General features: G+C 39.0%; 20 protein-coding genes. 11 read left to right on the plus strand and 9 right to left on the minus strand.

From position 1 onward, the window contains the following. The first annotated feature begins 59 nt into the window (after positions 1–59). A complete protein-coding gene (locus AC6CH7_RS09400; RefSeq protein ID WP_498262448.1) occupies positions 60–2,459 on the plus strand; it encodes a TonB-dependent receptor domain-containing protein in 2,400 nt (799 codons plus the stop codon). 11 nt (positions 2,460–2,470) lie between these two features. On the opposite strand, the gene bla is transcribed toward AC6CH7_RS09400, so the two are convergent. The 3 genes from bla to AC6CH7_RS09415 form a co-directional block, all read right to left on the minus strand. After that, positions 2,471–3,340: a subclass B3 metallo-beta-lactamase gene (gene bla / locus AC6CH7_RS09405; protein WP_498262449.1), complete on the minus strand. Its 870-nt coding sequence runs from the start codon at positions 3,338–3,340 to the stop codon at positions 2,471–2,473. 83 nt (positions 3,341–3,423) lie between these two features. Beyond that, the gene (locus tag AC6CH7_RS09410; RefSeq protein WP_498262450.1) at positions 3,424–3,924 is read right to left on the minus strand and encodes a hypothetical protein; all 501 of its coding nucleotides are present in this window, start codon (positions 3,922–3,924) and stop codon (positions 3,424–3,426) included. Between the two features lie 53 nt (positions 3,925–3,977). Next, entirely contained in the window at positions 3,978–4,136 is a 159-nt protein-coding gene (locus AC6CH7_RS09415) for a DUF4287 domain-containing protein (RefSeq protein WP_498262451.1), read from the minus strand. Between the two features lie 148 nt (positions 4,137–4,284). Here AC6CH7_RS09415 and AC6CH7_RS09420 point away from each other — a divergent pair, with 148 nt between their 5' ends. Continuing rightward, complete coding sequence (locus AC6CH7_RS09420; RefSeq protein ID WP_498262452.1) at positions 4,285–4,743, plus strand: NUDIX hydrolase; 459 nt, start codon at positions 4,285–4,287, stop codon at positions 4,741–4,743. Positions 4,744–4,752: 9 nt separating this feature from the next. Here the strand turns inward: AC6CH7_RS09420 and AC6CH7_RS09425 are convergent, their stop codons facing one another. Together AC6CH7_RS09425 and AC6CH7_RS09430 are read right to left on the minus strand one after the other, a co-directional pair. Further along, positions 4,753–5,190, minus strand: coding sequence for an immunity 22 family protein (locus AC6CH7_RS09425; protein WP_172663124.1), 438 nt, complete (start codon positions 5,188–5,190; stop codon positions 4,753–4,755). Between the two features lie 150 nt (positions 5,191–5,340). Further along, positions 5,341–5,799, minus strand: a complete 459-nt coding sequence (locus AC6CH7_RS09430) for a hypothetical protein (RefSeq protein ID WP_498262453.1) — start codon at positions 5,797–5,799, stop codon at positions 5,341–5,343. A 174-nt stretch (positions 5,800–5,973) separates the two neighbouring features. On the opposite strand from AC6CH7_RS09430, the gene AC6CH7_RS09435 reads away from it, so the two are divergent. The 4 genes from AC6CH7_RS09435 to AC6CH7_RS09450 all read left to right on the plus strand — a co-directional run bounded on the left by AC6CH7_RS09435 (position 5,974) and on the right by AC6CH7_RS09450 (position 12,769). Then, entirely contained in the window at positions 5,974–7,035 is a 1,062-nt protein-coding gene (locus tag AC6CH7_RS09435; protein WP_498262454.1) for a sensor histidine kinase, read from the plus strand. 24 nt (positions 7,036–7,059) lie between these two features. After that, on the plus strand, positions 7,060–7,770 hold the full coding sequence (locus AC6CH7_RS09440; RefSeq protein WP_498262455.1) for a LytR/AlgR family response regulator transcription factor: 711 nt from the start codon (positions 7,060–7,062) through the stop codon (positions 7,768–7,770). Between the two features lie 410 nt (positions 7,771–8,180). After that, complete coding sequence (locus AC6CH7_RS09445; protein WP_498262456.1) at positions 8,181–11,249, plus strand: SusC/RagA family TonB-linked outer membrane protein; 3,069 nt, start codon at positions 8,181–8,183, stop codon at positions 11,247–11,249. Positions 11,250–11,260: 11 nt separating this feature from the next. Further along, complete coding sequence (locus tag AC6CH7_RS09450; protein ID WP_498262457.1) at positions 11,261–12,769, plus strand: RagB/SusD family nutrient uptake outer membrane protein; 1,509 nt, start codon at positions 11,261–11,263, stop codon at positions 12,767–12,769. 108 nt (positions 12,770–12,877) lie between these two features. Here the strand turns inward: AC6CH7_RS09450 and AC6CH7_RS09455 are convergent, their stop codons facing one another. Beyond that, on the minus strand, positions 12,878–14,566 hold the full coding sequence (locus AC6CH7_RS09455; protein ID WP_498262458.1) for a RagB/SusD family nutrient uptake outer membrane protein: 1,689 nt from the start codon (positions 14,564–14,566) through the stop codon (positions 12,878–12,880). Positions 14,567–14,613: 47 nt separating this feature from the next. Continuing rightward, complete coding sequence (locus tag AC6CH7_RS09460) at positions 14,614–17,826, minus strand: SusC/RagA family TonB-linked outer membrane protein (RefSeq protein ID WP_498262459.1); 3,213 nt, start codon at positions 17,824–17,826, stop codon at positions 14,614–14,616. A gap of 24 nt (positions 17,827–17,850) precedes the next feature. Here AC6CH7_RS09460 and AC6CH7_RS09465 point away from each other — a divergent pair, with 24 nt between their 5' ends. Further along, the gene (locus AC6CH7_RS09465; protein WP_498262460.1) at positions 17,851–18,000 is read left to right on the plus strand and encodes a hypothetical protein; all 150 of its coding nucleotides are present in this window, start codon (positions 17,851–17,853) and stop codon (positions 17,998–18,000) included. On the opposite strand, the gene AC6CH7_RS09470 is transcribed toward AC6CH7_RS09465, so the two are convergent. Together AC6CH7_RS09470 and AC6CH7_RS09475 are read right to left on the minus strand one after the other, a co-directional pair. Next, positions 17,990–19,126 carry a FecR family protein gene (locus tag AC6CH7_RS09470; protein ID WP_498262461.1) on the minus strand — a complete coding sequence of 379 codons (1,137 nt, stop codon included), beginning with the start codon at positions 19,124–19,126 and terminating at the stop codon, positions 17,990–17,992. The two genes, AC6CH7_RS09465 and AC6CH7_RS09470, sit on opposite strands and share 11 nt — an antisense overlap. Positions 19,127–19,216: 90 nt before the next feature. Next, positions 19,217–19,798 carry an RNA polymerase sigma factor gene (locus AC6CH7_RS09475; RefSeq protein WP_498262462.1) on the minus strand — a complete coding sequence of 194 codons (582 nt, stop codon included), beginning with the start codon at positions 19,796–19,798 and terminating at the stop codon, positions 19,217–19,219. A gap of 215 nt (positions 19,799–20,013) precedes the next feature. Here AC6CH7_RS09475 and AC6CH7_RS09480 point away from each other — a divergent pair, with 215 nt between their 5' ends. The 4 genes from AC6CH7_RS09480 (at position 20,014) to AC6CH7_RS09495 (ending at position 25,061) form a co-directional block, all read left to right on the plus strand. Continuing rightward, a complete protein-coding gene (locus AC6CH7_RS09480; protein ID WP_498262463.1) occupies positions 20,014–20,238 on the plus strand; it encodes a hypothetical protein in 225 nt (74 codons plus the stop codon). A gap of 177 nt (positions 20,239–20,415) precedes the next feature. Beyond that, positions 20,416–22,953 carry a TonB-dependent siderophore receptor gene (locus AC6CH7_RS09485; RefSeq protein WP_498262464.1) on the plus strand — a complete coding sequence of 846 codons (2,538 nt, stop codon included), beginning with the start codon at positions 20,416–20,418 and terminating at the stop codon, positions 22,951–22,953. A 28-nt stretch (positions 22,954–22,981) separates the two neighbouring features. Beyond that, on the plus strand, positions 22,982–24,310 hold the full coding sequence (locus tag AC6CH7_RS09490; RefSeq protein WP_498262465.1) for a PepSY-associated TM helix domain-containing protein: 1,329 nt from the start codon (positions 22,982–22,984) through the stop codon (positions 24,308–24,310). A 37-nt stretch (positions 24,311–24,347) separates the two neighbouring features. Next, positions 24,348–25,061: a DUF4198 domain-containing protein gene (locus AC6CH7_RS09495; RefSeq protein WP_498262466.1), complete on the plus strand. Its 714-nt coding sequence runs from the start codon at positions 24,348–24,350 to the stop codon at positions 25,059–25,061. Positions 25,062–25,126: the final 65 nt, after the last annotated feature.

The following is a 25,126-nucleotide window of genomic DNA, read 5'->3' on the forward strand; positions in this document are numbered from 1 at the left end:
CAGCACCTCTTGCAGGGAATTGTTTTGGACTTTTGAAAAAAAGAATCCAATACACCACTATGTCCAGAGTTTTTACAACCCTATTTATCCTGATCTTTTTAACCAGAATTAATGCTCATGCTCAGCTGGGCAATATTAAGGGAACAGCCGTCGACATGAATACTCGCAAAGGAGTCGAATTTGCAATAGCGACCTTACTTTCGGCTAAAGATTCATCTATGATTAAAAGTGTTTTTACAGATACGTCAGGATTTTTTCAGCTAACAAACATACAAGATGGCACCTATATACTGGTGGTTTCCTCCATGGAATATAACAAGCAATATCAGGGCCCTTTACAGATCAGTTCTGCTCAGCGGTTTTTAGATCTTAAGAAGGTGCCTATGCTTATCAACCAAAGGATCTTGAAAGGGGTAGAGGTGGTTGGGCAAGTTCCTTTATTTAGAAATAAAGCAAACGGGACAATTGAAGTTAATGTGGCTAATACAATTTTAGCAACAAGCACTTCTGCAATTGAAATTCTTTCCAAATCCCCAAATGTTAACGTTACTGAAGAAGGAGTGTCTGTTAGGGGGAAGGGCGAAGCCATTATTTACCTAAACGGAAGGAGAATAACTACCGAACAGCTGTCGTCTATTTCCTCTTCACAGATCAGGAAGATTGAAATTATTGCAAATCCCTCTTCAAAATATGATGCGGAAGGTAAATCAGTTATTAATGTGATAACAGTTACAAATGCCGAAGAAGGATATAAAGGGAGTTTTAAACAGCTATTTACCACTTCAGATTTTAGTTCTCCAAGTGCAAATACCAATATAGATGCCAACTATAAAAAGAATAAACTATCCTTAACAGGAAGCTATGGGCTATTGCTGGGTAATACCAGAGAAATATTAAATACCACAAGGTCAAGATTAAAGTCTGTGGATCATTTTAGCTCTATACTCATGACTGACTGGAATAGGAAATATGATAATTTTTCTAATTATAGTCTTGGAGGGCAATACGATCTCGACGAAAAGAGTTACCTCTCGGCCGAATATAGTGGATCTTATAATGACTTAGGGGGAAGTACTAAAAGTGAAAATGCCATCACTGCTACCTTAATGAAGGGTTTTTTTAGAAGTGACATCGCTAATGATAATGTAATCAATAACAACTCCATTAATTTTAATTACAACAGAGATATAGACAGCCTTGGTTCTTCTTTATTTATTGGCGGCCAATATGCGGGGTATGTTTCGAAAACAGACGATGATATAAATGAACATAACTTAGTTAATGGGCAGGAATCCTTTAACGTTTTAAATAATAAAGCAGGTTATAGAATTAGATTGGCAAATGCTCAGACAGATTATACTAAGGCATTTAATTTAAATAACAAACTTGAATTCGGAGCTAAATACAGCTACGTCAGTAATAAATTCAATTCAGATTTTTTTACTGCTAAAGATGGAAGTTCTATACTGGATGAAACCCGATCTGCAGACTTTAAGTATCAGGAAAATATTCCTGCTGCATATCTGAATTTCAACGGTCAAATGAGCCAAAAGGTAAGCTATGGGATAGGAGTAAGAACCGAATGGACCAGTTATAAATTGGAAACTGATGTTCAGGGATTAGAAGAGATAAAAGACAATTACCTTAATTTTTTTCCGAGTGCCTTTATGGCTGTTAAAATGTCTGATCGGCTTCAGTTTAGAATGTCTTATATTTCGCGGATAACCAGGCCAAGGTACCAGGCTTTAAATCCTTCGGGTATTTATCAGGATGCTTACACCAGTATAGAGGGGAATCCTTACTTAAAGCCTGAAAAAACAAACTCTTTTGAGTTAGGAGCATCGTTTGAAAAGTACAGTTTTACAGCAGGATATTCAGATACCAGGGATGCTATTACCGGGGCAGCAATACAGGGCGAAGCCGAAAATACCTATGTATTAAAACCTTTAAACCTTAGTAAACTTAGTTCCTGGTTTGTTTCCTTGTCCATTCCCTTTAACCTAAACTGGTTGACATCTATGAACACAGTTGATCTAACTTATAATAAATATATGACTGGCGACTTCCCTTATGGTTTGATGACAAGCCGCCCGCAGTTCCATTTTTATTCCAGCAATAGTTTTAACATCAATAACTTATTTAAAATTCAGGTATTAGCCAGGTATACAGGAGATAAGTACGACGGGATTTTTTACAGGCATAACCAAGTTTTAGCGGCTTTGGGCGTTGAAATGGATTTTTTTAATAAAGCTTTAAAACTCAATTTACTAGCCAACGATATCTTTCGGAAGGATAAACCTGCGGGTTATTATGAAATTGGTGAGACTTATATTGAATTTGCAAGAAAGAATAACAACAAATATTACCGGGTTACCCTTGCTTATAGTTTTGGCAGGCTTAAAAAGGTTACTTACACTAATAAATCTACAGGGCGCACAGAGAACAGCAGAGCTCAGTAATAGTCTATTTATTATTTTTCCTTTATTTTATTGGAAAACTGAAGTTGTAAGTCATTTAATGCTGCATCATAACCTTTTTTATCCATAAAGGCCTTAGGGTTATACTTGTCGTCTGGTTTATGTTTCTTATGAAGCTCGAATTGACTGGCATGCGAGGCAAGCCATATATCAAAAGACAATTTCTTCATTTCACTTAGGGTATATGCATAATCACTCGTAATTTCTTTATATGCTGGTATTTTCGAAAACTTTTTCTGAGTAACAATGGTTGGCATATTGGCTATTAAAACACGATAAGATCTTTGCTTATCTTTAACATCAAACAGAAAACTGCAGGAACCTTTTGTATGGCCAGGATGATTAAGCATCACCAATCTCAAAGTTCCCAATTTTACCGTATCTCTGTTCTTCAGAATGCGGTTAATTTTAACAGGTTCAAAGGTAGTGGTCAGTGCGTAATCAGACTTCCCACCATCTGCTACTACAGATGAGTCTCCTCTGTTAACCATCATTTTGGCGCCGGTAAGGCGCTGAATACTTGCCATTGCGGCCATATGGTCGAAATGTGCCTGTGTTGTTAATAATATCCGTGTATCAGCAGGTTTGAAACCCAATGTTTTTATATTTTTATTAATCATATTTGCCGACGCAGCAAGTCCGGTATTAATAAGTATATTTCCTTCTGATGTGGTAATTAGATAACACGCCAGATCGTAGGTGCCAACATAGTACAGATTACCTACTATTCGAAATGGTTGATACGGAGCAGACCATTCCGGAGGTGTATTTTCAGGGACTGATACTGTTTGAGCATTTGCAAAGTAACCGACAAAAAGGATACTTCCTATTAGTGCAATTTTTTTAAAAATAGTTGTAGGCATGATTGTAAATAAAAAACAAAGATATCATCTTCGTTGCTAATGGAAGGAATAGAATATAAGGAGATTAAATCTATTCAATGATTTCAACGGAGGAGAGGAGATACTTTGATGTTAAATTGCTTTAAGTGATGTGAGAAATGTTTGCTGTGCCATATACACCATTCATTATAATTCATTGGTCCAAATCCACCGTGTATAACTAAAGTTTCCGGCTTAATAAAGTGTTGATCAAAAACCTCAAGTTCGATCATTAATTTATGAATGGCAGTAGGCAGGTCCGGATAAATTAGCTGATCCGAGATTTCCCCCAAAATCACATTTCTAGGGATCTCTACCGCAGTATAGACGTTGATCTGTTTTGCTAACAATGCCTGCTCTTCAGAAACTTCGCAAAAGGGTTCCTTTTTACCGTTGGTGTATTGCACCTGATCTATCAGGTGTTCTACCATTTGTTGCGGTTTCATTTTACCCCAAAGGGCTTGGCTATTTGATGTAAGCTCCAGAAATAGGGCCTCCAATTGTTTCCGGTTATTAGTATCGATCAAGTTAGAAGCCACTGTTAAGGGATTACTGGCTGTTTTCATTTTTTATACCCTTTAATATGGCATAAATAGCCATTGAATGCCCATGTCCCAGGTCATTCCTCTTTTAACCAATTCACAATTTTGCCCGCTTTTACACTAGGCAGAAGCCGCCCGTTTGAGGTGAATTTTTTCTCCTCGGCTTTATTCTTAAAATCCTGTGGATCTAACCCGGTTTTTTCTTTGATGGTTTTTAAGTATCCTTGAAATGACATATTGTATTAATTTATAAATGTTTATTCTTTGGTATAAAACAAATATAGAGGTAAGTAAGTTAAACTTGCATGGTGAGAAAAGACAATTAATAGGGGTGATTGCGACATCATCATCTTTATTTAAGCAATAATCTATAAATTACAACCAATGAGTAAACAGAGTGCTGGTATATTGCTGTACAGGTTAAATAATAAAGAACCAGAAGTCTTATTGGTTCATCCTGGTGGTCCCTTTTTCCGTAATAAGGACAAAGGTTGGTGGACTGTTCCTAAAGGCGAACTATTGCCTGATGAAGATGCTTTACAAGCGGCTTTGCGGGAATTTAATGAAGAAACAGGTTATCTGCCTCATGGAGATCTTAAAGCACTGAAACCAGTGGTTCAGAAGGGTGGTAAAATAGTTAATTGCTGGGCTGTTAGTGGTGATTTAGATGCCGACAACATCACATGCAATACCTTCCCTTTAGAATGGCCACCTAAATCAGGTAAAATTGTCGATTTTCCAGAAATAGACCAGGCCCGGTGGTTTTCTTTAACGCAAGCTGAGGAATTTATCAATCAGCAGCAATGCGAATTTCTTAAAGAGCTTAAAAGTATGCTTTTATAGTGGTCCGAATTATCGTGGGTTGTTAAAACTTCCTATATAGATCATATCGTTATAGTTTTCAAGCGGATTGTCTATGCTAAGCTCGTCATCTGCATAACAAAGAATAGAGTTTACCGTAGAAATGCCTTTGCTGATACAGGCCTGATAGATGTCTACTTCTGTTTGGTCATCCCAAATCGGTAGCTCTTCTATGGCAGCCTGGATGCTGATTCTTTTGCGACCATGATAAATGGTCAGCCAGTCTGCATCGTAATCATATTCCTTGCCAATGTCTTTGCTGAACTGAGAACGAAGTTGAAAATCAGGTGCGTTTCTGGGATAGGCTTCATCTGTATTAAAACTATTGTTGTCTTTCAGGAATTTACTCTGATCAAAGTATTTATAGAATTGTTCTTCTGTTTTATTTTGTGACATTCCTGCCCAGATATGGATGAGTTGCTCTGCCATGTTGTGTTTTTCTTGTGCTTTCAGCTAGCTGCGTTAGTCGTAATGGCCTCAAGGTACGAATTTTTTAGCTTACACGAATAAGCTATTCCTTTTCTACAGACAAAAAGAAGGCCTGCCTCTAATAGGCAGGCCTTCTGGGCACCTTTAGTCTTATTTAACAATAAGAGATGCCAGCATCTGACTTTTAGTTTGTTCCTTTGAAGTATAATACAGGCTCAGCTCATGATTGGGATTGTTTTTTATCAGCGATAACAGCTCTTTTACCGAGATCACCATATTTAAATCGGAACCGTTCGCATTAGCAAATGACCAATCTTTCAGTTTCTTTCCCTTTTCATCTTTTAGAACAATATTTCTATTGGTGCCTGCCCCCTTTAAAGTGCAGTGTATATAATTGATGCGCAACTGATCATTAACATTTGCCTTATCAAGTTGCAGTACCCTTAAACTCAAAGGCTCGTTTACCGACTGTTTAAGAATAAGCTTGTTGTTTAGGTAAATCTCATAACTGTCCAATCCAAATTTTGTTGTGAAGCTGAATGCAGTAAAGCATAATGTAATCAGTGTAAATATCTTAATAAACGCCTGATTGAATGTTGTGGTTTTCATAATGCAATTTTTTAAATTTAAATACCTGAACAATATTAGGTGAAAAGGAAACCATGCAGAAAAATAGTAGACCAGCAAACAAAAAAGTAGACGAACCTCTACTTTTTATGCTGTTCGTCGAAATAATTTTGCAGGTTTAGCACTTTTAAGTTCCTTTATGTATGATATTTAAATATGGACTTTCTTGACAAGCAGGTTAAACTGCCATTTTCAAAAGGGGCCGTTTCCCTAAAGTATGTCCTGGCTCATAGTGCCTATTGGTTGTTGATTACGGGATTCTTTATATATGAGAAAAGATACCTCATACACAAAGCCAGTATGCCTTATTTTGCTGCTTGTGTAACTGTAAGGATTGCTCTGCTAATTGTCATTGCCTACCTTAACCTTCATTTTTTCTTACCAAAATACCTGCTGAAGAAACACTACTTTATTTACTCCGCGGCAGTTATTGCTTCTGTAATAGGTTATTTAACAGCACAGAGCCTTTTTGATTTTTATTTGTATGGTTATGTTATAGGCCCTATGCGTAACAGCGATTTAATGGAAAGCCTATCTTACAACTTTTTTAGCACCTTATGGTATTTGGGTTTAATGCTGGCACTTAAATTAAGTATGGATTGGTATGGCCAACAGCTCCTCATTCAGAAAATTACCGTAGAAAAATTAAATGCCGAAGTTAATTTTCTTCGTGCCCAGGTAAATCCGCACTTCCTGTTTAACATATTAAACAACTTGTATGCATTAACACTTAAAAAATCAGAACTGGCGCCGGATGTAGTACTTAAGCTATCAGAAATGATGGAGTACATGTTGTATGACAGTACTGATGCAAAGGTGCTGCTGGAAAAAGAAATCGCTTACTTAAGTAATTATATTGAACTGGAGCGACTTAGGTTTAGTGCAGATTCTGCTATTTTATTGAATATTAACGCTGAACTAAAAGGACATGAAATTGCCCCTTTATTGCTGCTTCCTTTGGTAGAAAACGCTTTTAAACATGGGCTTAGTAAACAAACTGAAAATAGTTGGCTTACTGTTGATATCGCATTGAATAATGCAACATTAACGGTTAATATAGAAAACTCCAAACCATCAACAGTTTCTAATAAAAGCAAGGGTGGGATAGGACTTGATAATTTAAGAAAACGTTTAGAGCTGCTTTATCCGGCTAAATACCGCCTTGAACTTGATGATAAGAAAAATATTTTTCATGCCAGGCTGGCAATTGAAATATAACTAAATGGATTGAAATTGGAAATAATGCTGAGAATTGTTGTTGTAGATGATGAACCGCTTGCGCTTGAAATATTGGACGGTTACTTAAAACGTATCGACAATGTACATTCCGTATCGCTGTTTGCAAACACGCGCGAAGCCTTGCGTTTTTTGCAAAATCAACCTGTCGACGTATTATTTCTAGATATTGAGATGCCTGAAATGACAGGTATTGAATTTCTAAAGGAACTAACAGATCCGCCACTTACAATTTTTACAACGGCATACCGAGATTACGCTTTTGAAGGTTATGAAATGGGAGTAATTGATTTTTTATTAAAACCAATATCCTTTAATCGTTTTAAACAGGCCATTGAAAAAATCACGGAATTCCTAACCTTAAAAGCGCAGAATATAAATATTGATGATAATCCTTCCTTTCAGGAGACTGATTTTATTTTTGTTAAAAGTGGTGTGCAGCGCATAAAACTTCATTTTAATGATGTTATCCATATCCAGGGGCTCAAAGACTATGCAATAATTTATACTTATACCGGAAAGATCCTGCTCAAAGGATCAATCAAAGCAATGCTTGATATTTTTCCGCACGACCGTTTTATCCGGGTACATAAATCTTTCATCGTATCCATTCAGAAAATAACGCGTTTGGAAAGGAACAGAATTGTGCTGGATGGCCATCAAATTCCCATCGGACGAAACTTTAAAGATAACCTGGAAAAAGCACTCAATATTTAGGTATCTCCCTCTTTATCCTCAAAATGTTTGGAACTTAATTTTTTGTTATTTATATTGTAGATACATTCATAGCGAAGTAATCGATCGAAATGGTGTCGTAACCAAATTTACTGTTAAATATTAAGTTCATAGTATGAAACGAGCAATATCTATTTGTATGGTATGTATTTACATAATGCTACCATCACCATTTCCTTAGAAATTCTGGAACGCTCCAAGTGCTAAAATCGTGTCTACTTAAATCCCTAAACTATGCGTGTTCTGGACTATTATTTACATCATCTAAAGCTTAAGTTAATCTTTGTGGATATCAATTATTTGCCACCATGACTAAATTGTTTTAGCTGACCCACTATTCCAGGAAATCCTGGTCATTCAAAAAACTAAAACTAAATTCTAAAACTAATATTATGATGAAAAGAATATTTTATTCGGTCATATTTTCTATGCTGTCCTTTCATGCGATGGCTCAGCTTAAGATTATTGGCAAGGTTAGCGATGCAAAAGACAACAGTCCTTTACCAGGTGTAAGTATCCTGGTAAAAGGTACCACACTCGCTACTTCCGCCGATGCCAGCGGGAATTACGGCATTGAGGTAAAAGGAGAAAACGATATTTTGGTTTTCTCTTACACTGGTTATACTACTCAGGAAGTTAAAGTAGGCGCCAGAAAAACCATCAATATCCAATTAACAGAATCCTCAAGTGGTTTAAATGAGGTTGTGGTAATTGGATACGGTACTGTAAAAAAATCAGACCTTACAGGTGCCGTAGTTACGGTTAAAGGCGAGCAACTGATGGATAAACCTGTTGCTAATATATCACAGGCTTTGCAGGGTAAGGTTACCGGTGTGGAGGTTAGTATTAATAGTGCTGCTCCGGGCGCTGCGGCAAAGGTAAGGATAAGGGGTATTGGTTCAATTAACTCCAATATAGATCCATTGTATGTAATTGATGGGGTAGTTGGCGTAGATCCAAACTCTGTTAACCCTTTGGATGTAGCTTCGGTAGAAGTACTAAAAGATGCTTCATCAACTGCTATTTATGGATCAAGAGGTGCAAATGGTGTAATTATGATTACCACAAAACGTGGGAAAAAGGGTGATGCCACAGTTTCTTATGAAACTAATATGAACATAAGTGAGCTGTACAGGCATTTACCTACATTAAATTCTGAACAGTTTGTGAAAATATACAATGAGTCATTTGCAAATGGCCAAAAATTTGATCCGGCTGGCGCAGTTTGGGCACCTCCTGTAGCACTAAATCATGATAATTTCCCATTGCTTTTTGATACAAACGATAAACCTATTTATGATACAAACTGGGAGAAAGAAACTTATAAACCTGCTTTTTCGCAAAGTCACCAGTTGAATATACAGGGTGGTAGCGAAAAATCAGTGTACAGTTTGTCTTTAGGTTACCTGGACCAGAATGGTCTGGCACCAACCTCAGGTTTTAAACGCTATTCTGTAAAAATGACAATGGATAATGATGTTAAAGACTGGCTCAAAATAGGTGGAAACGTAAACCTGATCAGAAGCTCCCAGCGTATGGTAACTGACGGAAATGGTAGCTTAAACGTTCCCAGGGCAGTAACAGAGGAAGTGCCGATTGTTCCGGTTAAATATCCGGATGGATCATGGGCAGGAAATTTTGATATTGCCGGATTAGAAGGTGCTCCAAATCCAGTTCATATTGCTAACGAAAGATATACCATTAATAACAATATGCAGATGCTTGGCGATGTATATGCGGTATTACATCTTAGTAAAGATCTTGATTTTAAAACCGATTTTGGATATAATCTAAGCGGACAGAAAAATAACTTTTACTCTTCCTTAAATTTACCGCATTTATCGCAGGATCAGGGAGGGGTAGCCAATATTAATTCATACCTAAACTATTACTGGCAAACAGAAAACTACTTAACCTGGAACAAGCAGATAAACGACAAGCAAAAATTAACCGCATTACTTGGGGTATCTTTTCAAAGAACTGGTTATGAAAGAGTTCGTTCAGAAACGCAATCATTTATTGATGATATTTTCCAATGGCATTATCAACAGGCCGGCTCGGTTAAAAGTGCCAACGAATCTCAGGACGATCAGTCATCCCTTGCTTCCTTCTACGCACGTCTTACCTATAATATAGACGAGAAGTATTTGTTTACTGCAACAGGTCGTTACGATGGTTCTTCCAGATTTGGAAAGAACAATAAATATGCATTTTTCCCTTCTGTAGGTGCTGCATGGCGTATTTCACAAGAAGATTTTTTAAAGGATAACAAGTCAATTTCTAATTTGAAAATACGGGCAAGTTATGGTACATCAGGTAACCAGGAAATAGGGCAGGCGCGTTCTCTTGCACAAATTCAACCAAGTACAACTGTTTTAAATGGTGCGGCTCAGTCTACATTGCTTCCTAGTTATATTGGCAACGCCGACTTAAAATGGGAAAGATCAATACAAGCAGACGGAGGATTAGAGTTAGGGTTATTTGAAGATCGTGTTAATCTGACCGCTGATTATTACAATAGGGTAACCAAAGACCTTTTACTTCAAACACCAATCCCATGGTCGGCTGGCGAAGTAAATGCCAATGTTTACAAAAACGTAGGTTCGGTTAGAAATTCAGGAATTGAGTTAAGCTTAAATACTGTCAATGTTAAAAATGAAGATTTTGAGTGGTCAACAACCTTCCTGTTTTCAAGCAATAAAAACAAAGTATTGAAACTGAATGATGGTAACGCCGATATCTTCCCTGGGCCAAACTTCCTGGGCGAGAACTTTGTGATCAGGGTAGGTGAACCTATTGGATCTTTTTATGGAATGACCCGTCTTGGAACCTATAGCGATTCTGAAAGCGCTGAAGCTGCTGCACATAATTTAAAACCTGGTGATAGAAAATACATCTACAACCCAGATGGCAGTAATTATTACAGCATCATTGGCCAGGCTTATCCAAAATGGACCGGAAATTTCAGTAGTAATTTTAAATATAAGAATTGGGATTTTGCTTTTGATATCCGCTTTGTTCAAGGTGTAAATACCGCTGCTAACTTTAAACACTCGGTTGAAGACAGACAAACACTTTCGAATAGTCTTGCAACTGTGTTAAACGCATGGACTCCAACAAATCAAAACACCTCTGTTTCTCAGGTTCGTAATTACAGATTTGCTCAGGATTCTCATTTTGATACCTGGTGGGTAGAAGATGGTTCATTTATACGCGGCCAGAACTTTATGTTAGGCTATAGTTTGCCGGCAGCTACTGTAAGTAAATTACATCTTAGTCGCTTTCGCGTATACGCCAGTGTTCAGAACTTGTTTCTCATAACCAAGTATACCGGATATGATCCTGAGGTAGATACGTTTAATTCAGGCTACGGTTCTAATTCAGCATTTTCTCAAAATTTGGATTTCTTTTCTAATCCTCGTCCGCGTGTATGGAATCTTGGTTTACAGGCATCATTCTAAAATTTACTCATATGAAAACGATAAAAAATATAATATTGGTAGCATGTATATTGCTTACGTGCTCATGCAAAAAGTTTCTGGAAGAAAAACCCACCTATTTTCTGACACCGGAATCGGATTTGTCAAGCGAAAAAGTTGCCAGAGGGTTTGCAAATGCAGGCTATCAAAACTTGCAGGGGTTATTAGCAGGCCAACCTTCATCTTACGGAGGTAATACCTGGAACCTGATGGAGTTTGTGACCGGTAAAGCAAATAGCGATCTGGGCCAAACGGGCTTCGTTAATTTTTCTAATCTATCTTACAATGCAACCTCATTTTATTTCGACACCTGGTGGAGACAACTTTACCTTGGTATTGGTGCATGTAACCTGGCTATTCAAAAAATACCAGCCATTAATGCTACAGGCCTAACAGATGAGGAGAAAACCAATATGATGGCCGAAGTACGCACTTTAAGGGCATTATATTATTTTTACTTGGTACGTATGTACGGAGCTGTTCCAAAGGTAACCGAAACTCCAAAGGACCTTAACCTGAATTTTCCGCGTACTGGAGCAAAGGAAATATACGATAGCATTATTATTCCTGACCTGTTGGAAGCAGAAAAATCAACACTTGGATGGAAAGATGCAACCGGACTGGTATCTATGGGAGCAGTAAAATCAATACTGGCCGACGTATACTTAACCTATGCAGGTGCAGCAATTAATGGTGGAAATCAGTTTTATGCTGAATCGGCTAAGCGGTCTTTAGATGTGATTGAGAAAGGTGGTTATACCTTGTTTCCTGAATATACAGATATGATTAAACCTTCAAATAAAAATACAGGTGAGTTCATATTTCAGGTACAATATGCTGCAGCTGTTCCTTCAAATAATCCGCTTACACCATTAACCATTCCTAATTTTTCGGGGATATCTAAATATTCTGATGAATATGGATCGGTTTATCCAACTCCGCAGTTCATTCAATCTTTTGCTGCAGGTGATAAAAGAGTTGCCGAAAGACAGTTTTTCTACAGGAGTTATCCAAATATAAAAACTGGAGCAACAGTTACTTTCAGACAGGCTTATATTTATAAGTGGTTCGATACTGATGCAGTTTTAAACACAGTAAAATCAGATCTTAATTTCACGCTATACCGCCTGCCTGATGTACAATTAATGTATGCTGAAGCTTCTAACAGAGCCGAGGGGGGACCTAATTCTAAAGCTATTGGATATGTAAATGCCATTAGAAACAGGGCAAAACTTGCACCTATCGGCGCATTGTCTCAAACAACATTTGAACAAGAGGTATGGTTACAACGAAATTTTGAACTTTGTTTTGAAAACAAAATGTGGTTTGACATGATCAGAACAAGAAAAGTACATAACGATGTAACAGGAAACTGGGATAATTTTGTTGGCCACAGAACTACTTTTGGAGCTACGTTCGCAGAAAAACAATTGTTATTTCCAGTACCTCAACAGGAAATTAATGTTAATCCTAATCTTTTGCCGAATAACCCTGGTTTTTAACATAACATTGTGTTAAAACAGTAAAAAAGCGGGTGATCATAATTTATGATCACCCGCTTTTTTTATAAACCCGGGAGAAATATTTCTCCCGGGGGCATTGCGAGCGTATTAATATCCAGGGTTCTGAGTCAGGTTATTGTTTCCTGAAATGGCCTCAGTTGGTACAGGGAAGCGGTTTAAATGTGTAGACGCAGAAGGTTGATGATCCCACCATACACCAGTGGTAAACATTTTCCATCTAATCAGGTCGGTACGTCTTCTGCCTTCGCCCAAAAATTCAATGCTCCATTCATCCAACATTCGGTTTGCGTCCAGGTTAGCTACAGTAACCGGATTAGGATCTATGTTTGATGTAAAATCACGCTTTCTAACCGTATTGATTAGCTCAGCAGCTCCTGCTTTATCGCCAGCGCGCATTTTACATTCTGCAAGCATGTAGTAGATTTCGGTTAATCTGATAGCCGGGTTATCTGCACCCCATCTTAAACTTTTGTCATTGTCTCCGGGTATAGGAACCTTAACAAGCCTAACACCAGTATTTTCTTCTCCTTCCGACATTTTTGAAGGAAGCTGTGCAATAGAAGGGTACCTTTTACCTGGGCCAACCTCTGTAAAACGTGCTACCTGATCAACAAAAATAAGGGGCTTGTCTTTATACTCTTCACCTCCATTAATGGCTGCACCTGCAGGAGTAAGGTGGGGGCCTATAATAAACATGCCTTCATAGCGTCCACCACCAAGGTACTTGTAGCTTTTTTTACGAAGGTCTGTGTCGTCAAATTTTTCGTATGGCGATCCTAGCTTAGAGTCTGTATACAAGCTGCCATCAGGTTTTCTGGAAGGAGTGAGGTGCCCACCATTGTCGGCTCCCATATCCACTCCAAAATATTGCCTTGTATTGTAATGATAAAAGTTAGAATAGAACCAGTCGTACTGAAGTTTGTTAAACTCAGAAGGGATAGACCAGATGATCTCTGGCGATTTGTCGTTTGTAAAACTATGCGGGCCGTTCCAGGTTGCATCCAAACTATAATCTCCATATTTTTTATCTATAATGTCCTGAGAGATCTGTTGGCATTCGGCAAACATGTTTTTGCCAATGTAAGCTTCTGCATTAAAATACAAGCTGGCAAGCATTGCTGCTGCACCAGCCTTGCGGATGGCACCTTCTTCTTTGTCTCCCGGTTTTTTTGCTGGAAGTTTCTCTATCGCATTTTTTAACAGGGTTTCAACATGAGTAAATGTTTCCTGATCTGTGCTACGTGGTACACCCTCCTTGTCCAGTGAGTCAAAGATTGGTAATCCGCCAAAATAATCTAAGCCCCGTAAATAAAAATAAGCAATTAAGGTATTTAGCTGGTTAAGGTGATCATCTTTATCTGCCTGAGTAAGCGCAAATTTTGAGTAATCAAGCTTTTCCAAATCCTGTCTTACATCCAAAGCTAACGCAATACCCATCAGTGTTCCACGCCAGGTTCCCCAGATCCAGCCGTCGTCCGGTGTCCAGCGATGGTAGTGATAACGCTCATTTTCTCCGCCATTATACCAATGCCTTCCTTTGGTTGTGATGGCAAAATTATCTGCGGTATATTCCTGAAGTTTCCAACGATCTTCTCCCAGATACCAGCGGGCATGTGTAAAGGGCCTGTAAAGTGCAGCCTTAATGTCTTTTTCACTTTTGAAAAAGGTTTCAGGAGTCACCTTGTCATAGAACTTTTGATCAAGCTTGGTGCATCCTCCAGAGATGACCATCGTAAATACCAGAGCTCCTGTTATAATATTGATTATATTTTTCATCGAAGTATAATAAAGTTTTTTAGATGCTGTCTATTATTTATAGTTGATTAGAAACTAGCCTGTAAACCAAACATGAAAGTCCTTGTTTTTGGGTAAGCATTTCTTTCTTCAAAACCAGGATCAAGCCCATTGATGTTTACTTCAGGATCAAGCCCGCTGTATTTGGTTAGAACAAACAAATCCCTGCCTGTTAAATACACACGTACATTGCTCAGTGGTTTAATAAGCTTCTGATTAAAAGTATAGCCCAGCGTTAGGGCATCTACTTTCAGGAAATCACCTTTTTCCAACCAGTAATCGCTCAGCTCTTTTTCTCCTTTAATGTTTTTATGCTTGTCAAATGCATCTCGCAGTACATTTTGGCCTCTAACGTTTGGAAGGCTGTAATACATATTAATCATGTTAAATACATCGTAGCCCAGCCAGCTTCTCAGGTAAATACCGGCATCAAAATTTTTGTAAGATATTGAATGGTTCCACGAGAGAATTACCTTTGGAATTGCATTGCCTACAAAAGCCTTATCAGCAATTGTTTTAGAACGTTTTGTTACGTCAAAAGCTTGTCCGTCTTTATCATACAGCATCCAGTTGCCTTCGGGTGTAAAACCTGCTGCACGCCATAAGAAAAACCTGCCAAGATCTTCTCCGGGAAATAACCTTACTGCATTTCCCGGAGAGCCAGGGGCAGGGAAGGACTTGCGGTCGGCAAAGGTCTGGCTCCCAGAAAGCGAGGTCAATTTCCCTTTATTACCCGACATTACAATGCCTGTAGTATATTTAAAATCATCGCGATTTATGGCATTCCAGTTTAATTCAAACTCGAATCCCTTATTCTGCATATTTCCAATATTTACCGTAGTTTTTTCATAAATAGCAGGAGGTTGGGAAACACTTATGTCATAAATAATGTCATCAACTTTACGCTTATAAAAATCCAATCGTCCAGAAAGTTTATGATTAAAAAAAGCAAAATCAAGACCTATATTATATTCTTTTTTAACCTCCCATCTCAGGTCAGGATTCTGGTTATGTCTAACCCCGTAAGTGCGCAGCCATTTCCCATCAACCAGCCACCAGGTATCTGCAGAATACATTCGGTATGCTACATTAGCATCAAAATCGGCATTTCCTGTTTCACCATAACCTCCACGTAATTTCAGATCACTGATAAAATCAAGGTTTTTCATAAAAGGCTCTTCAGACAAGCGCCATGCTGCAGAGATACCAGGGAAAGTTCCCCATTGGTTGCCTGGCGCAAATTTTGAAGATCCCTCTCTTCTTACGGTTCCTGTTACGATATATTTATTCATAAAGGAATAATTTACACGGCCAAAAAAAGCAATCAGCTTAACCGAAGGATTTTTAAATGAACCCATTCCGGCTCTTCCATCCGAAAGAAATGAGCCATTATTCAGATCGTTTTCTCCAATGCCGTCAACAGAGAAGCTGGAGTTATTGGCCGAAAATCCCTGTCCGTTAAAATCCTGATAAGAATATCCACCAACTGCATTTATGCTATGTTCACCTATAATTTTGTTGTAATTAAGCGTCCATTCAAATGTGCGATCTGTATATCGATTATAGCCTTGACTTGCATAACCGTCCACGCCGTCTGTGCGCGAAATACGGTGTTGCATAGAGCGGTAAAATATCGGTTGATTTGAATTGTTTTTTACAGCAACCATGCCCGAGGTAGAAAGATCTTTTGTCAGATCAATTTTTAAAGTAGAGCTGGCTAGCAGATACTTGTATTGGTTTTGATCTTTACGCAGCATCACTTCAGCAACCGGATTCCAGTACTCGTAGCCACCTACCATTACATTGTATCCGGTTACATCGGCTGGGTTGTACGGTGTTTCAGTGGGATTAAGTACCAGTGCCATATTAAAAATATCATTGTTTGTAAAATCAGCATCAACCTGATTGTAGCTCAAATTGGTACTAAGCTGTGCCTTTCCATTAAAGAATTTGAAAATAGTATTGATCCTGCCACCCATTTCTTTTCTTTTTGAACCAATGGCGATACCTTTTGCATCGCGCATGGTGGCTGTAGCATAAACCTGTGCATTTTCACTACCTCCATTGGCATTTAAAACATACCGCTGGCTGAAAGGATTTTTATTCGTTACCTCTTTGTACCAGTCGGTACGGTAACCAAAGTCAGTTCCTAATCCGTTATTTACAAATTCATCGCCACTTAGGGATTCAGGACGTTTCCTTATCGTTTCAGTAAAAAGTTCACTGGTAAAAGTAACATTGGCAGCACCTATTTTAGCTTTTTTGGTGGTAATTAGAATAACACCTCCCGAAGCTCTGGTACCATAAATTGCCGCAGCAGAAGCATCACGCAACACATTTATCGATTCTATATCTTCTCTGGAAACGGAATTGATGTCGCCCCCCGGCACTCCGTCAATTACAACCAGAGGACCTTGCCCTGCATTTATTGAATTTATTCCGCGAAGCTGTATAGACAAGCCGGCATTTGGATCTGTACCATTGGATGAGGATATCGTAAGCCCGGGTACCTTGCCCTGGATAGACATTAAGGGGTTTACTGAACCAGAAATAAAGTCTTTAGGTTTAATGGAAGAGACAGCACTGGTAAGGTCTTTTTTGTCAATAGTTCCATACCCAACAACCACTACCTCGTTTAAATCGGTATTTTCTTCAGTAATTACTACATCTAAGGTTTTACGCCCATCAACGGCCGCCTCAAAAGTTTTATAGCCTATTGCAGAAAATACAAGAATGGCATTTTCTGGTACGCTTAGTGCAAATTTACCAGCTGCATCTGTTGATGTCCCTCGTCCTTTAGCTCCCTTAACAGTAATTGATACCCCAGGAATTTCTTTACCACTTTTATCCTTAACCGTTCCGGTTATAGTTATATCAACAATCTTTTTATCATTTACAATTATTGTAGAGGCCTCTATTGAATAGCCTAAAGGCTGATTATGGAAGCATTGGGCTAGTATTTGTAATAACTGGCCGTCTTTAACTTCGATTGATACAGGCTTCGCTTTTTTAATCAGGTTAGAATTAAAAATTATATCGTAGCCGCTTTGCTCTCCGATTTTTTCAAGCACTGTTTCAAGTGAAGTATTTTTTTCAGATAAGTTGATTTTTTTCTGTGCGAGCCCGGAAGCACTTACCTGAAGGGAAACAACGAATATTAAAATGGTGATAAGCCTCATTTTTAACAAAATCTTATATTTCGCACAGGTTTCCCTGTAGGAATTAAACGCGTAAAATTTCATACATTTGGTTAGTTAGGTTCTTTGATGTTCAGCGTATTATATCAGATACATCGTACTTGGTTAATGATTACAATTGTTGGCGGTGGACAGCATAACCAAAACTATTATTCCGGAGGTGCTGTCACACCTCTGGAATTTGTCAGGTTAGCTGCTATAGTAGATATTATGGCATAACAGTAACCCTCCTTCCTTCGATTTTGAATTTAACATCTCCCGTAAGGGTCAATACCCGCAAAATTTCATCAAGGTTTTTACTTCTCGATACCTTTCCGGTAAAATTAAGCCCCTCCAGTTTTCCTGCATATTCAACATCAATATTGTACCAGCGGGCCAGCTTGCGCATGATTCCGCGAATATCATCTTGCCTGAATATAAAGTGTCCATTTTTCCAATCTACAATGGTATTCACGTTCACTGACCTTACTTCAAAGTAATTATCCTTTATCACGCATTGTTGACCGGGTTTAAGTAAGATCGATTGATCTTGCCTGCTTACCTTAACGCTGCCTTCAAGCAGTGTTGTTTTTGTAAATTCCTCGTCTTCATAAGCATTTACATTAAAGTGGGTGCCAAATACCTCAATCACCTGTTTGCTGGTGATCACTTTAAAAGGCTTCTCTTTATCTTTTGCTACCTCAAAATAAGCTTCTCCAGTAAGCTCCACATCTCGCTGCCTGCCTTTAAATTGTGTTGGGAATTTTAAAGATGACGAAGCATTTAGCCATACATTAGTTCCATCGGGCAGGTGTACCTGATACTGCCCGCCCATTGGGGTTTCTATTGTGTTGTATGTTATTTCGTCTTCTATAGATTTTATATCAGGAGCAGAGGCAGTGTAAATCAGATGTCCATCTTTGTCTTTTTTTATTTCCAGTCCATGTTCTTTTAAGATAACACCGCTGCTGGTAGCATCAAGGTTTATAGTCGATCCGTTACTCAACGTAAGTATGGCCCTGTTTCCTCCGGGTTTAATCTTGCTTTCGCATGCAATCTTATGACTAGGAATGTTTTGTGGAAAAGGTGTTTTGCTGGAATACATAAATAATCCAAGTGCTGATATTATTACAATTGATGCTGCTGCAACTAACCATTTTAAGTTGTAACCATACTTTTGATCAGGCTGAGATATGGTTCTCATTAAAACCGATTTTAGGGCGAGTCCATCCGGACCTGATGGATCTAAAGATTCGCCCTTTTTTTCCATCCTTTGGAAATATTCTTCTACAAGAACGATCTCTTGCGGACTGGCCTGGTTAGCTAAGTAGCGATCTATTAGGTTTAGAAAATGTATTTTATCCATGGGCTATATTAATAAGTACCAAAACCTGGCCTTTACCCTACGATATTTTTTACTTTTTTTAAAAGAGAAGATAATAGGGGTGTAGAGCGCCTAGTGCAGTTGATTGTACCAGATTAATATGGCGAGGCACATCTCTAAATTAAGGCCACCTCGGATGGCTTTTAATGATTTTGATATCCGTTTTTCTACCGTCTTTTCGGAGATATTTAAATAACCGGCAATCTGTTTATAAGTCATGTTTTCCTCCCTGCTTAGCCTAAATGTTTCTTTGCAATCTTCCGGAAGACGATCGATCAGATTTTGAATCAAATGCTGTTGTTCTTTGAATAACATTGGGTTTTCGGCAATGATTTCTGTAGTAACGTTAGCCAATCTTTCGTAAAACTGCTGATCTGTTTTTTGATTGCGTATCGCTTTTAGCACACTAAATCTCAATGCCTGATGCAAGTAAGCTTTCAAAGAATTGATGTCCACTTCAGATCTGCGTTGCCAAAGACTAAGGAAAACATCTTGTAAAACATCTTCTACGGCCTCTGGATTCTGCAAAATATTGTTTGCACTTCTGTAAAGACCCTTCCAATACCTGTCATAAATTTCACTGAAAGCAGACTGTTCTCCCTTTTTTAAAGCAGATATCAGTTCTGTATCAGAAAGTAAATCACTGGTTGTCATTTATTTTTATTGCAAAACCGAATCTAGTAAAAAATTAAATAAGTATACCAAATGGGATATGTTTTTATGTCCATACATTTTCTTTTGCTATCCTTTTGGTATTGTTTTACTTCTCTTTTACTAGTCTTTTGCCTAAACAATAAAGTAGTAAAATTAATGCCAAAATTAGATAATGTAACCCTGCATACAGTTATCCATTCAACAGAGATCAGGTAATGATGCTTGCTTATTTGCCTGCAAATAATACAACATGGTTTGTTTTAAGCGGCGCTAGAAGAAATGCTGGAACTGATACCCTCCTGGTACATCTGGAAAAGGGCGATAGAGGGCAATCTAAAAAAGATGATGTTATAGAAATCTATATTGCATTTATTTCTGACGACAGGTTAAGTATTTCTGACAGTGTTTACGCTGGCCAAATTGATGTTAGTAACTTCTAGTATCTCAACGATTAGAAAAATTTTTAATTACGAATTGATAATTATATTATAATTATTGATGTTGCTATTTGGACTTAATCTAAATAAATATATATTTGCAGCATAAAAATGCCACACGGTTCGGACCCGTGTGGCTAACCGGCAAAGCCGGGTCACCTTTAATCGTAGTTAAAAGTCATGCAAATTAAGAAATTTTTGCCATTAGGCATTCTATGTGCCTACGTTTTTGTTACAAATGCTCAGACCAGGACCGACGGGTTTAGCAGTAATGTAAAAAACACCACCGCAATTGCCAGTAAATCAGCTGTTTACAATGAAGATGAGCAGAAGTTTGGTCATGTCAAAGGCAGGGTCACTACTTCAGATGGCAGTGTAGCACCGTATGTATCAGTGGTACTAAAAGGAACTTCATTTGGTGCCATCACCGATGAGGATGGGCAATACCAGATACGCAGAGTTCCTGCGGGCGATTATACCATTGCGGTATCTGCCGTTGGCCTTTATCCAAAAGAAAAACAAATCCACGTAACAACGCGCGCCACAGTAGTTGTGGATTTCTCTTTAAATGAGAACTTGTCGGAGCTGGATATGGTAAACATCAATGCAAATAAGAAAAAATATAAAGTAGATAAGGTTTCTCCTTCTTTACGTTTGCAATCTCCATTGATTGAGGTTCCACAAAATATTAAAGTGGTTACTGGTCAGTTGATTGCTGATCAAATGGCATTTGATATTGTAGATGGAGTAACCCGTAACGTATCAGGTACAACCCGTACTGGTCACTGGGATGCACAGTATGCAAACATCTCTACTCGTGGTACAACCATTCCTGCATTTCGCAATGGTATGAATATGAAAATGCCGTGGGGTCCTTTAACTGAAGATGCGGCGACTATAGACCGCATTGAGTTTGTAAAAGGCCCTTCTGGCTTTATGATGGCCAACGGTGAACCAGGGGGTATCTATAATATTGTGACCAAGAAACCTACCGGCGAAAACCGCAGTTCAGCTACTTTGAGTGGTGGCGGCTTTGGTTTGGGACGTGCTGCGGTTGACCTCGATGGCAAACTGTCTAAAGACGGACGTTTGCTTTTCCGTTTCAACGCGGCTGCGCAAACTAAAGGAAGTTACAACAAATACAACTATACCGATAAGTATGTAATTGCTCCGGTAGTGAGTTACCAGGTTGACTCCAATACCTTGATTACTGCTGAATATACCACCCAGCATGTGGAAGCACAGGCATTGGGTACTTATGGTTTTTCTCCTAAAGGATTGGGCGATACTGATCCAAGCTTCTTTTTAGGAGATCCTACCCTGGATCCCGCTAAGCTTTATGACCACAACGTTACCTTATACTTTAACCATAAACTTGACGACAACTGGAAGTTGAATGCACAGGTTGCTTATGTGAGATATGGTATGGAGGGCGGTACGCCATGGATGACGACCCTTGCAGCTAATGGCGACATGAGACGTAATGTGAACATTAGTGAGGAGCTGGCCATCAATAAAAATGCGCAGTTGAGCCTGATGGGTGATGTGCACACAGGAGAAGTGGTACACCGCTTAATGACAGGTGTGGATTTTGGAAACCTGAAAACATGGGGCGATTTTGCGAGTGTACAAGAATCTGATCTGCGGCTTGTAGGTGACGCTACCTTTAACATCTATAACCCGACCTATGGCTCTCTTGCTAATATTCCGGTTTTTGACCGCTCAAAAAGCATCCAGATCCGTTCGGCACTGCCTGCAAATCTTTCTTATCTGACTAACGTTTCTTACACTGGGGTTTATTTTCAGGATGAGATCAGGATGCTGGAAGAAAAACTTCGTTTGACACTTGCAGGACGTTATACACACGCAGTTACTGTGGGTAAGACAAATTTATCACAGATTTCTGATAATGCATTTAGTCCGCGTGTAGGTATAAGTTATTCTATTTTGAAAGACTTCTCTGCCTATGGACTTTATGATCAAAGCTTCCTGCCTCAGGGTGGCCAGGACTATGAAGGAAATAGCTTCAAGCCGGTAAGAGGAAACAATATTGAATTTGGTTTGAAAAAAGACTGGTTTGATGGTAAATGGAATGCTACAGCAGCTGTTTATCAGATTACAAAAAAGAATGTACTTGCCGCAGATCCAAGAGCTGGACTGGAACTTACACCAGGCCCGCCGCCAACTTATTATCCAACAAATATCCGTGTTCAGTTAGGCGAACAACAGTTTAAAGGATTTGAACTCGATATCACAGGTGAAATTACAAGGGGGCTGAATTTGATCCTAAACTATGCATACACGGAAACTAAGGTAACAAAAGACACCAATCCGCTTTTTGTTGGTAAAACGGTTCCAGGGTCGGTAAAGCACATCACCAATGGCTGGCTATCTTATCGCTATAGAAAACAAGGCTCATTATTGGATGGTTTCGGCTTAACCGGTGGTTATCAGGTTCAGCTAGGTAGAAACTCTGGTTCTATTGCTATTCCTTTAGAATTGCCTCAATACTATCGTTTTGATGCAGGTGCATCGTATGAAAAAGGTAGAATGACACTTTCTGTACTGGTCAACAACCTGTTAGACCGCAGATTGCTTACTCAGGGCTCTTACACCGATCTGGGTAATAAGGCTACTGCAACTTCTGTTTCTTACTATACCTACATCTACGAAGTTCCTAGAAATGCAAGGATATCTCTGGCTTACAGGTTTAAATAATTAATTGAACAATTAATACATCGGCACAATGATCACGACAAACAAGCAAACACCTGCAAAGAAAAAAAGCAAGGATTCTCTTTTTAACAGGATCAACAAATGGCTCCATTTATGGCTTGGCCTGGTTTCGGGTATCATTGTTCTGATTGTTTGTATTACAGGATGTATATGGGTATTTAATGAAGAAATTGAAGGCCTGCTAGAGCCGGAGACCAAGATTGAAAGGCAGGATAAACCTGTGCTTACGCCCTCTCAGCTCAGCAGCATTGCTTTTGGGCTTTATCCAGATAAAGTACCTTCCTATGCAAATTATCAACAGGGTCGGGCCATAAATCTGAATCTTAGGAATGCAAAGGAAGAGGGCAGAAGGGGAGGCGGTACGTTGCTGAAGATTAACCCTTATACAGGTGAAGTAATCAGCAAGGTAGTGCACAAGAAGGATGAAGTGGATTTTTTTAGATTTATCTTGAACGGTCACCGTTTTTTGTGGATGCCGTATGAGATTGGCAGACCAATCGTCAACTATGGTACAATGGTGTTCGTTGTGCTGCTCATAACAGGGCTGATCTGGTGGTATCCTAAGAAATGGAACAAGTCTACGCGAGATAAGAGCTTTAAGATCAAATGGGGAGCGTCTTTTAAGCGTGTGAACCTGGACCTGCACAATGTGCTGGGATTTTATTCTCTGCTGTTTTTGCTGGCAATTGCCCTTTCGGGGATGGTTTATGGCATCAAATGGTACAGTGAAGGTTTGTACTGGGTAACATCCGGTGGAGACACTTTAAAAGAATTTAAGCGTTTGGAATCGGATTCACTGCAGGTGGGCAAGCATTATACGCCTAAACAGGCGATGGACCTGGCCTGGAACAAAGTGATCAGTAAGCATCCTAAGTCTACGGGTTTTTATTATAATTTTCCGGATACTTCAAAAGCCAAATCAAGCATTGGTATTACGATTTATCCTACTGCCGGTCAGTTTTATAATAGTCAGGGATATACATTTGATCAGCATACTCTAAAAGAGCTGGAACGGGAAGATGTGTATTCAACGTCTTATGCTTCTTCTTCATTTGGTGGTAAACTCCGCAAGATGAACTACGACATTCATGTGGGCAGCATCCTTGGTTTTCCGGGTAAGGTATTGGCATTTCTGGCTTCCCTGATTGGTGCAAGTTTACCGATCACCGGTTTCCTGATCTGGTATGGCCGTAAGTTCAAGAAGAAGAAGGGAAAGGCTGATTCAGGACTAGCGGGCGCAGCTAGTGTTTCTAATAAGCCTGTAGTAAAACCTAAATTAAAAGTGATAACTAAGGAGCAGGAGCCGGTATTGGCTGCTAACTCCGTATCAACTCAGTAAACACAATTCATTTCCTTAAAACCTTAATAATAAAACGATGAAGAAAATAACTTTTTTAGCGCTGACCTTATTGCTCAGCTTTGTAACCACCAGTATTTTTGCTCATGCCTTGTGGATTGAAACAGCCGCATCTGGTAAAGTAGGACAAAAACAATCGGTTAAAGTATTCTACGGTGAGTATGTGGCCAATGAGCGCGACAGTGTAGCTAAATGGTATTCGGATGTAAAGGAATTTTCACTTTGGCTGGTAGGACCAGATCAAAAGAAAACTCAGCTGACCCTAACTCCTGGGGCAAACCATTTTGAGGGTACTTTTACGCCGGATCAGAATGGCGCTTATACTGTTGTAGTAAGTCACGAAGCAAGGGAACTTGGGGGAACCACAAAATACCATTTCTTATCTAGTGCTGATGTTATTGTAGGAAAGGCGTCGCCAGCTGCAGTTCAAAACCCAAACTTGTTGAAACTGCATGTAGAGGGTGCTTCGGCTGCAAAGATCAATAAATCACTTCAATTGAAGGCTTTCCTTAATGATGCTGCTGCAAAAGGAAAAACGGTATCTGTATTTTCTCCTAATGGCTGGTCAAGAGAATTGACTACCGATGATAGTGGCGCAGCAGAGTTTACACCATTATGGAAAGGAAGATATGTAGTTGAAGTGAGCGACATGGATAAAACTCCAGGTCAGCATAATGGTAAAGATTATAAAGCAACCTGGAAGGGCGCTACTTACAGTTTCGAGATCAATTAAGCTCTCTTGAAAATGGGGCAGGCGAGGATTCCTCTTGTTTGTCCCATTTACTTTACCATATTTTC

This window comes from Pedobacter sp. GQ55 (assembly GCF_059758925.1).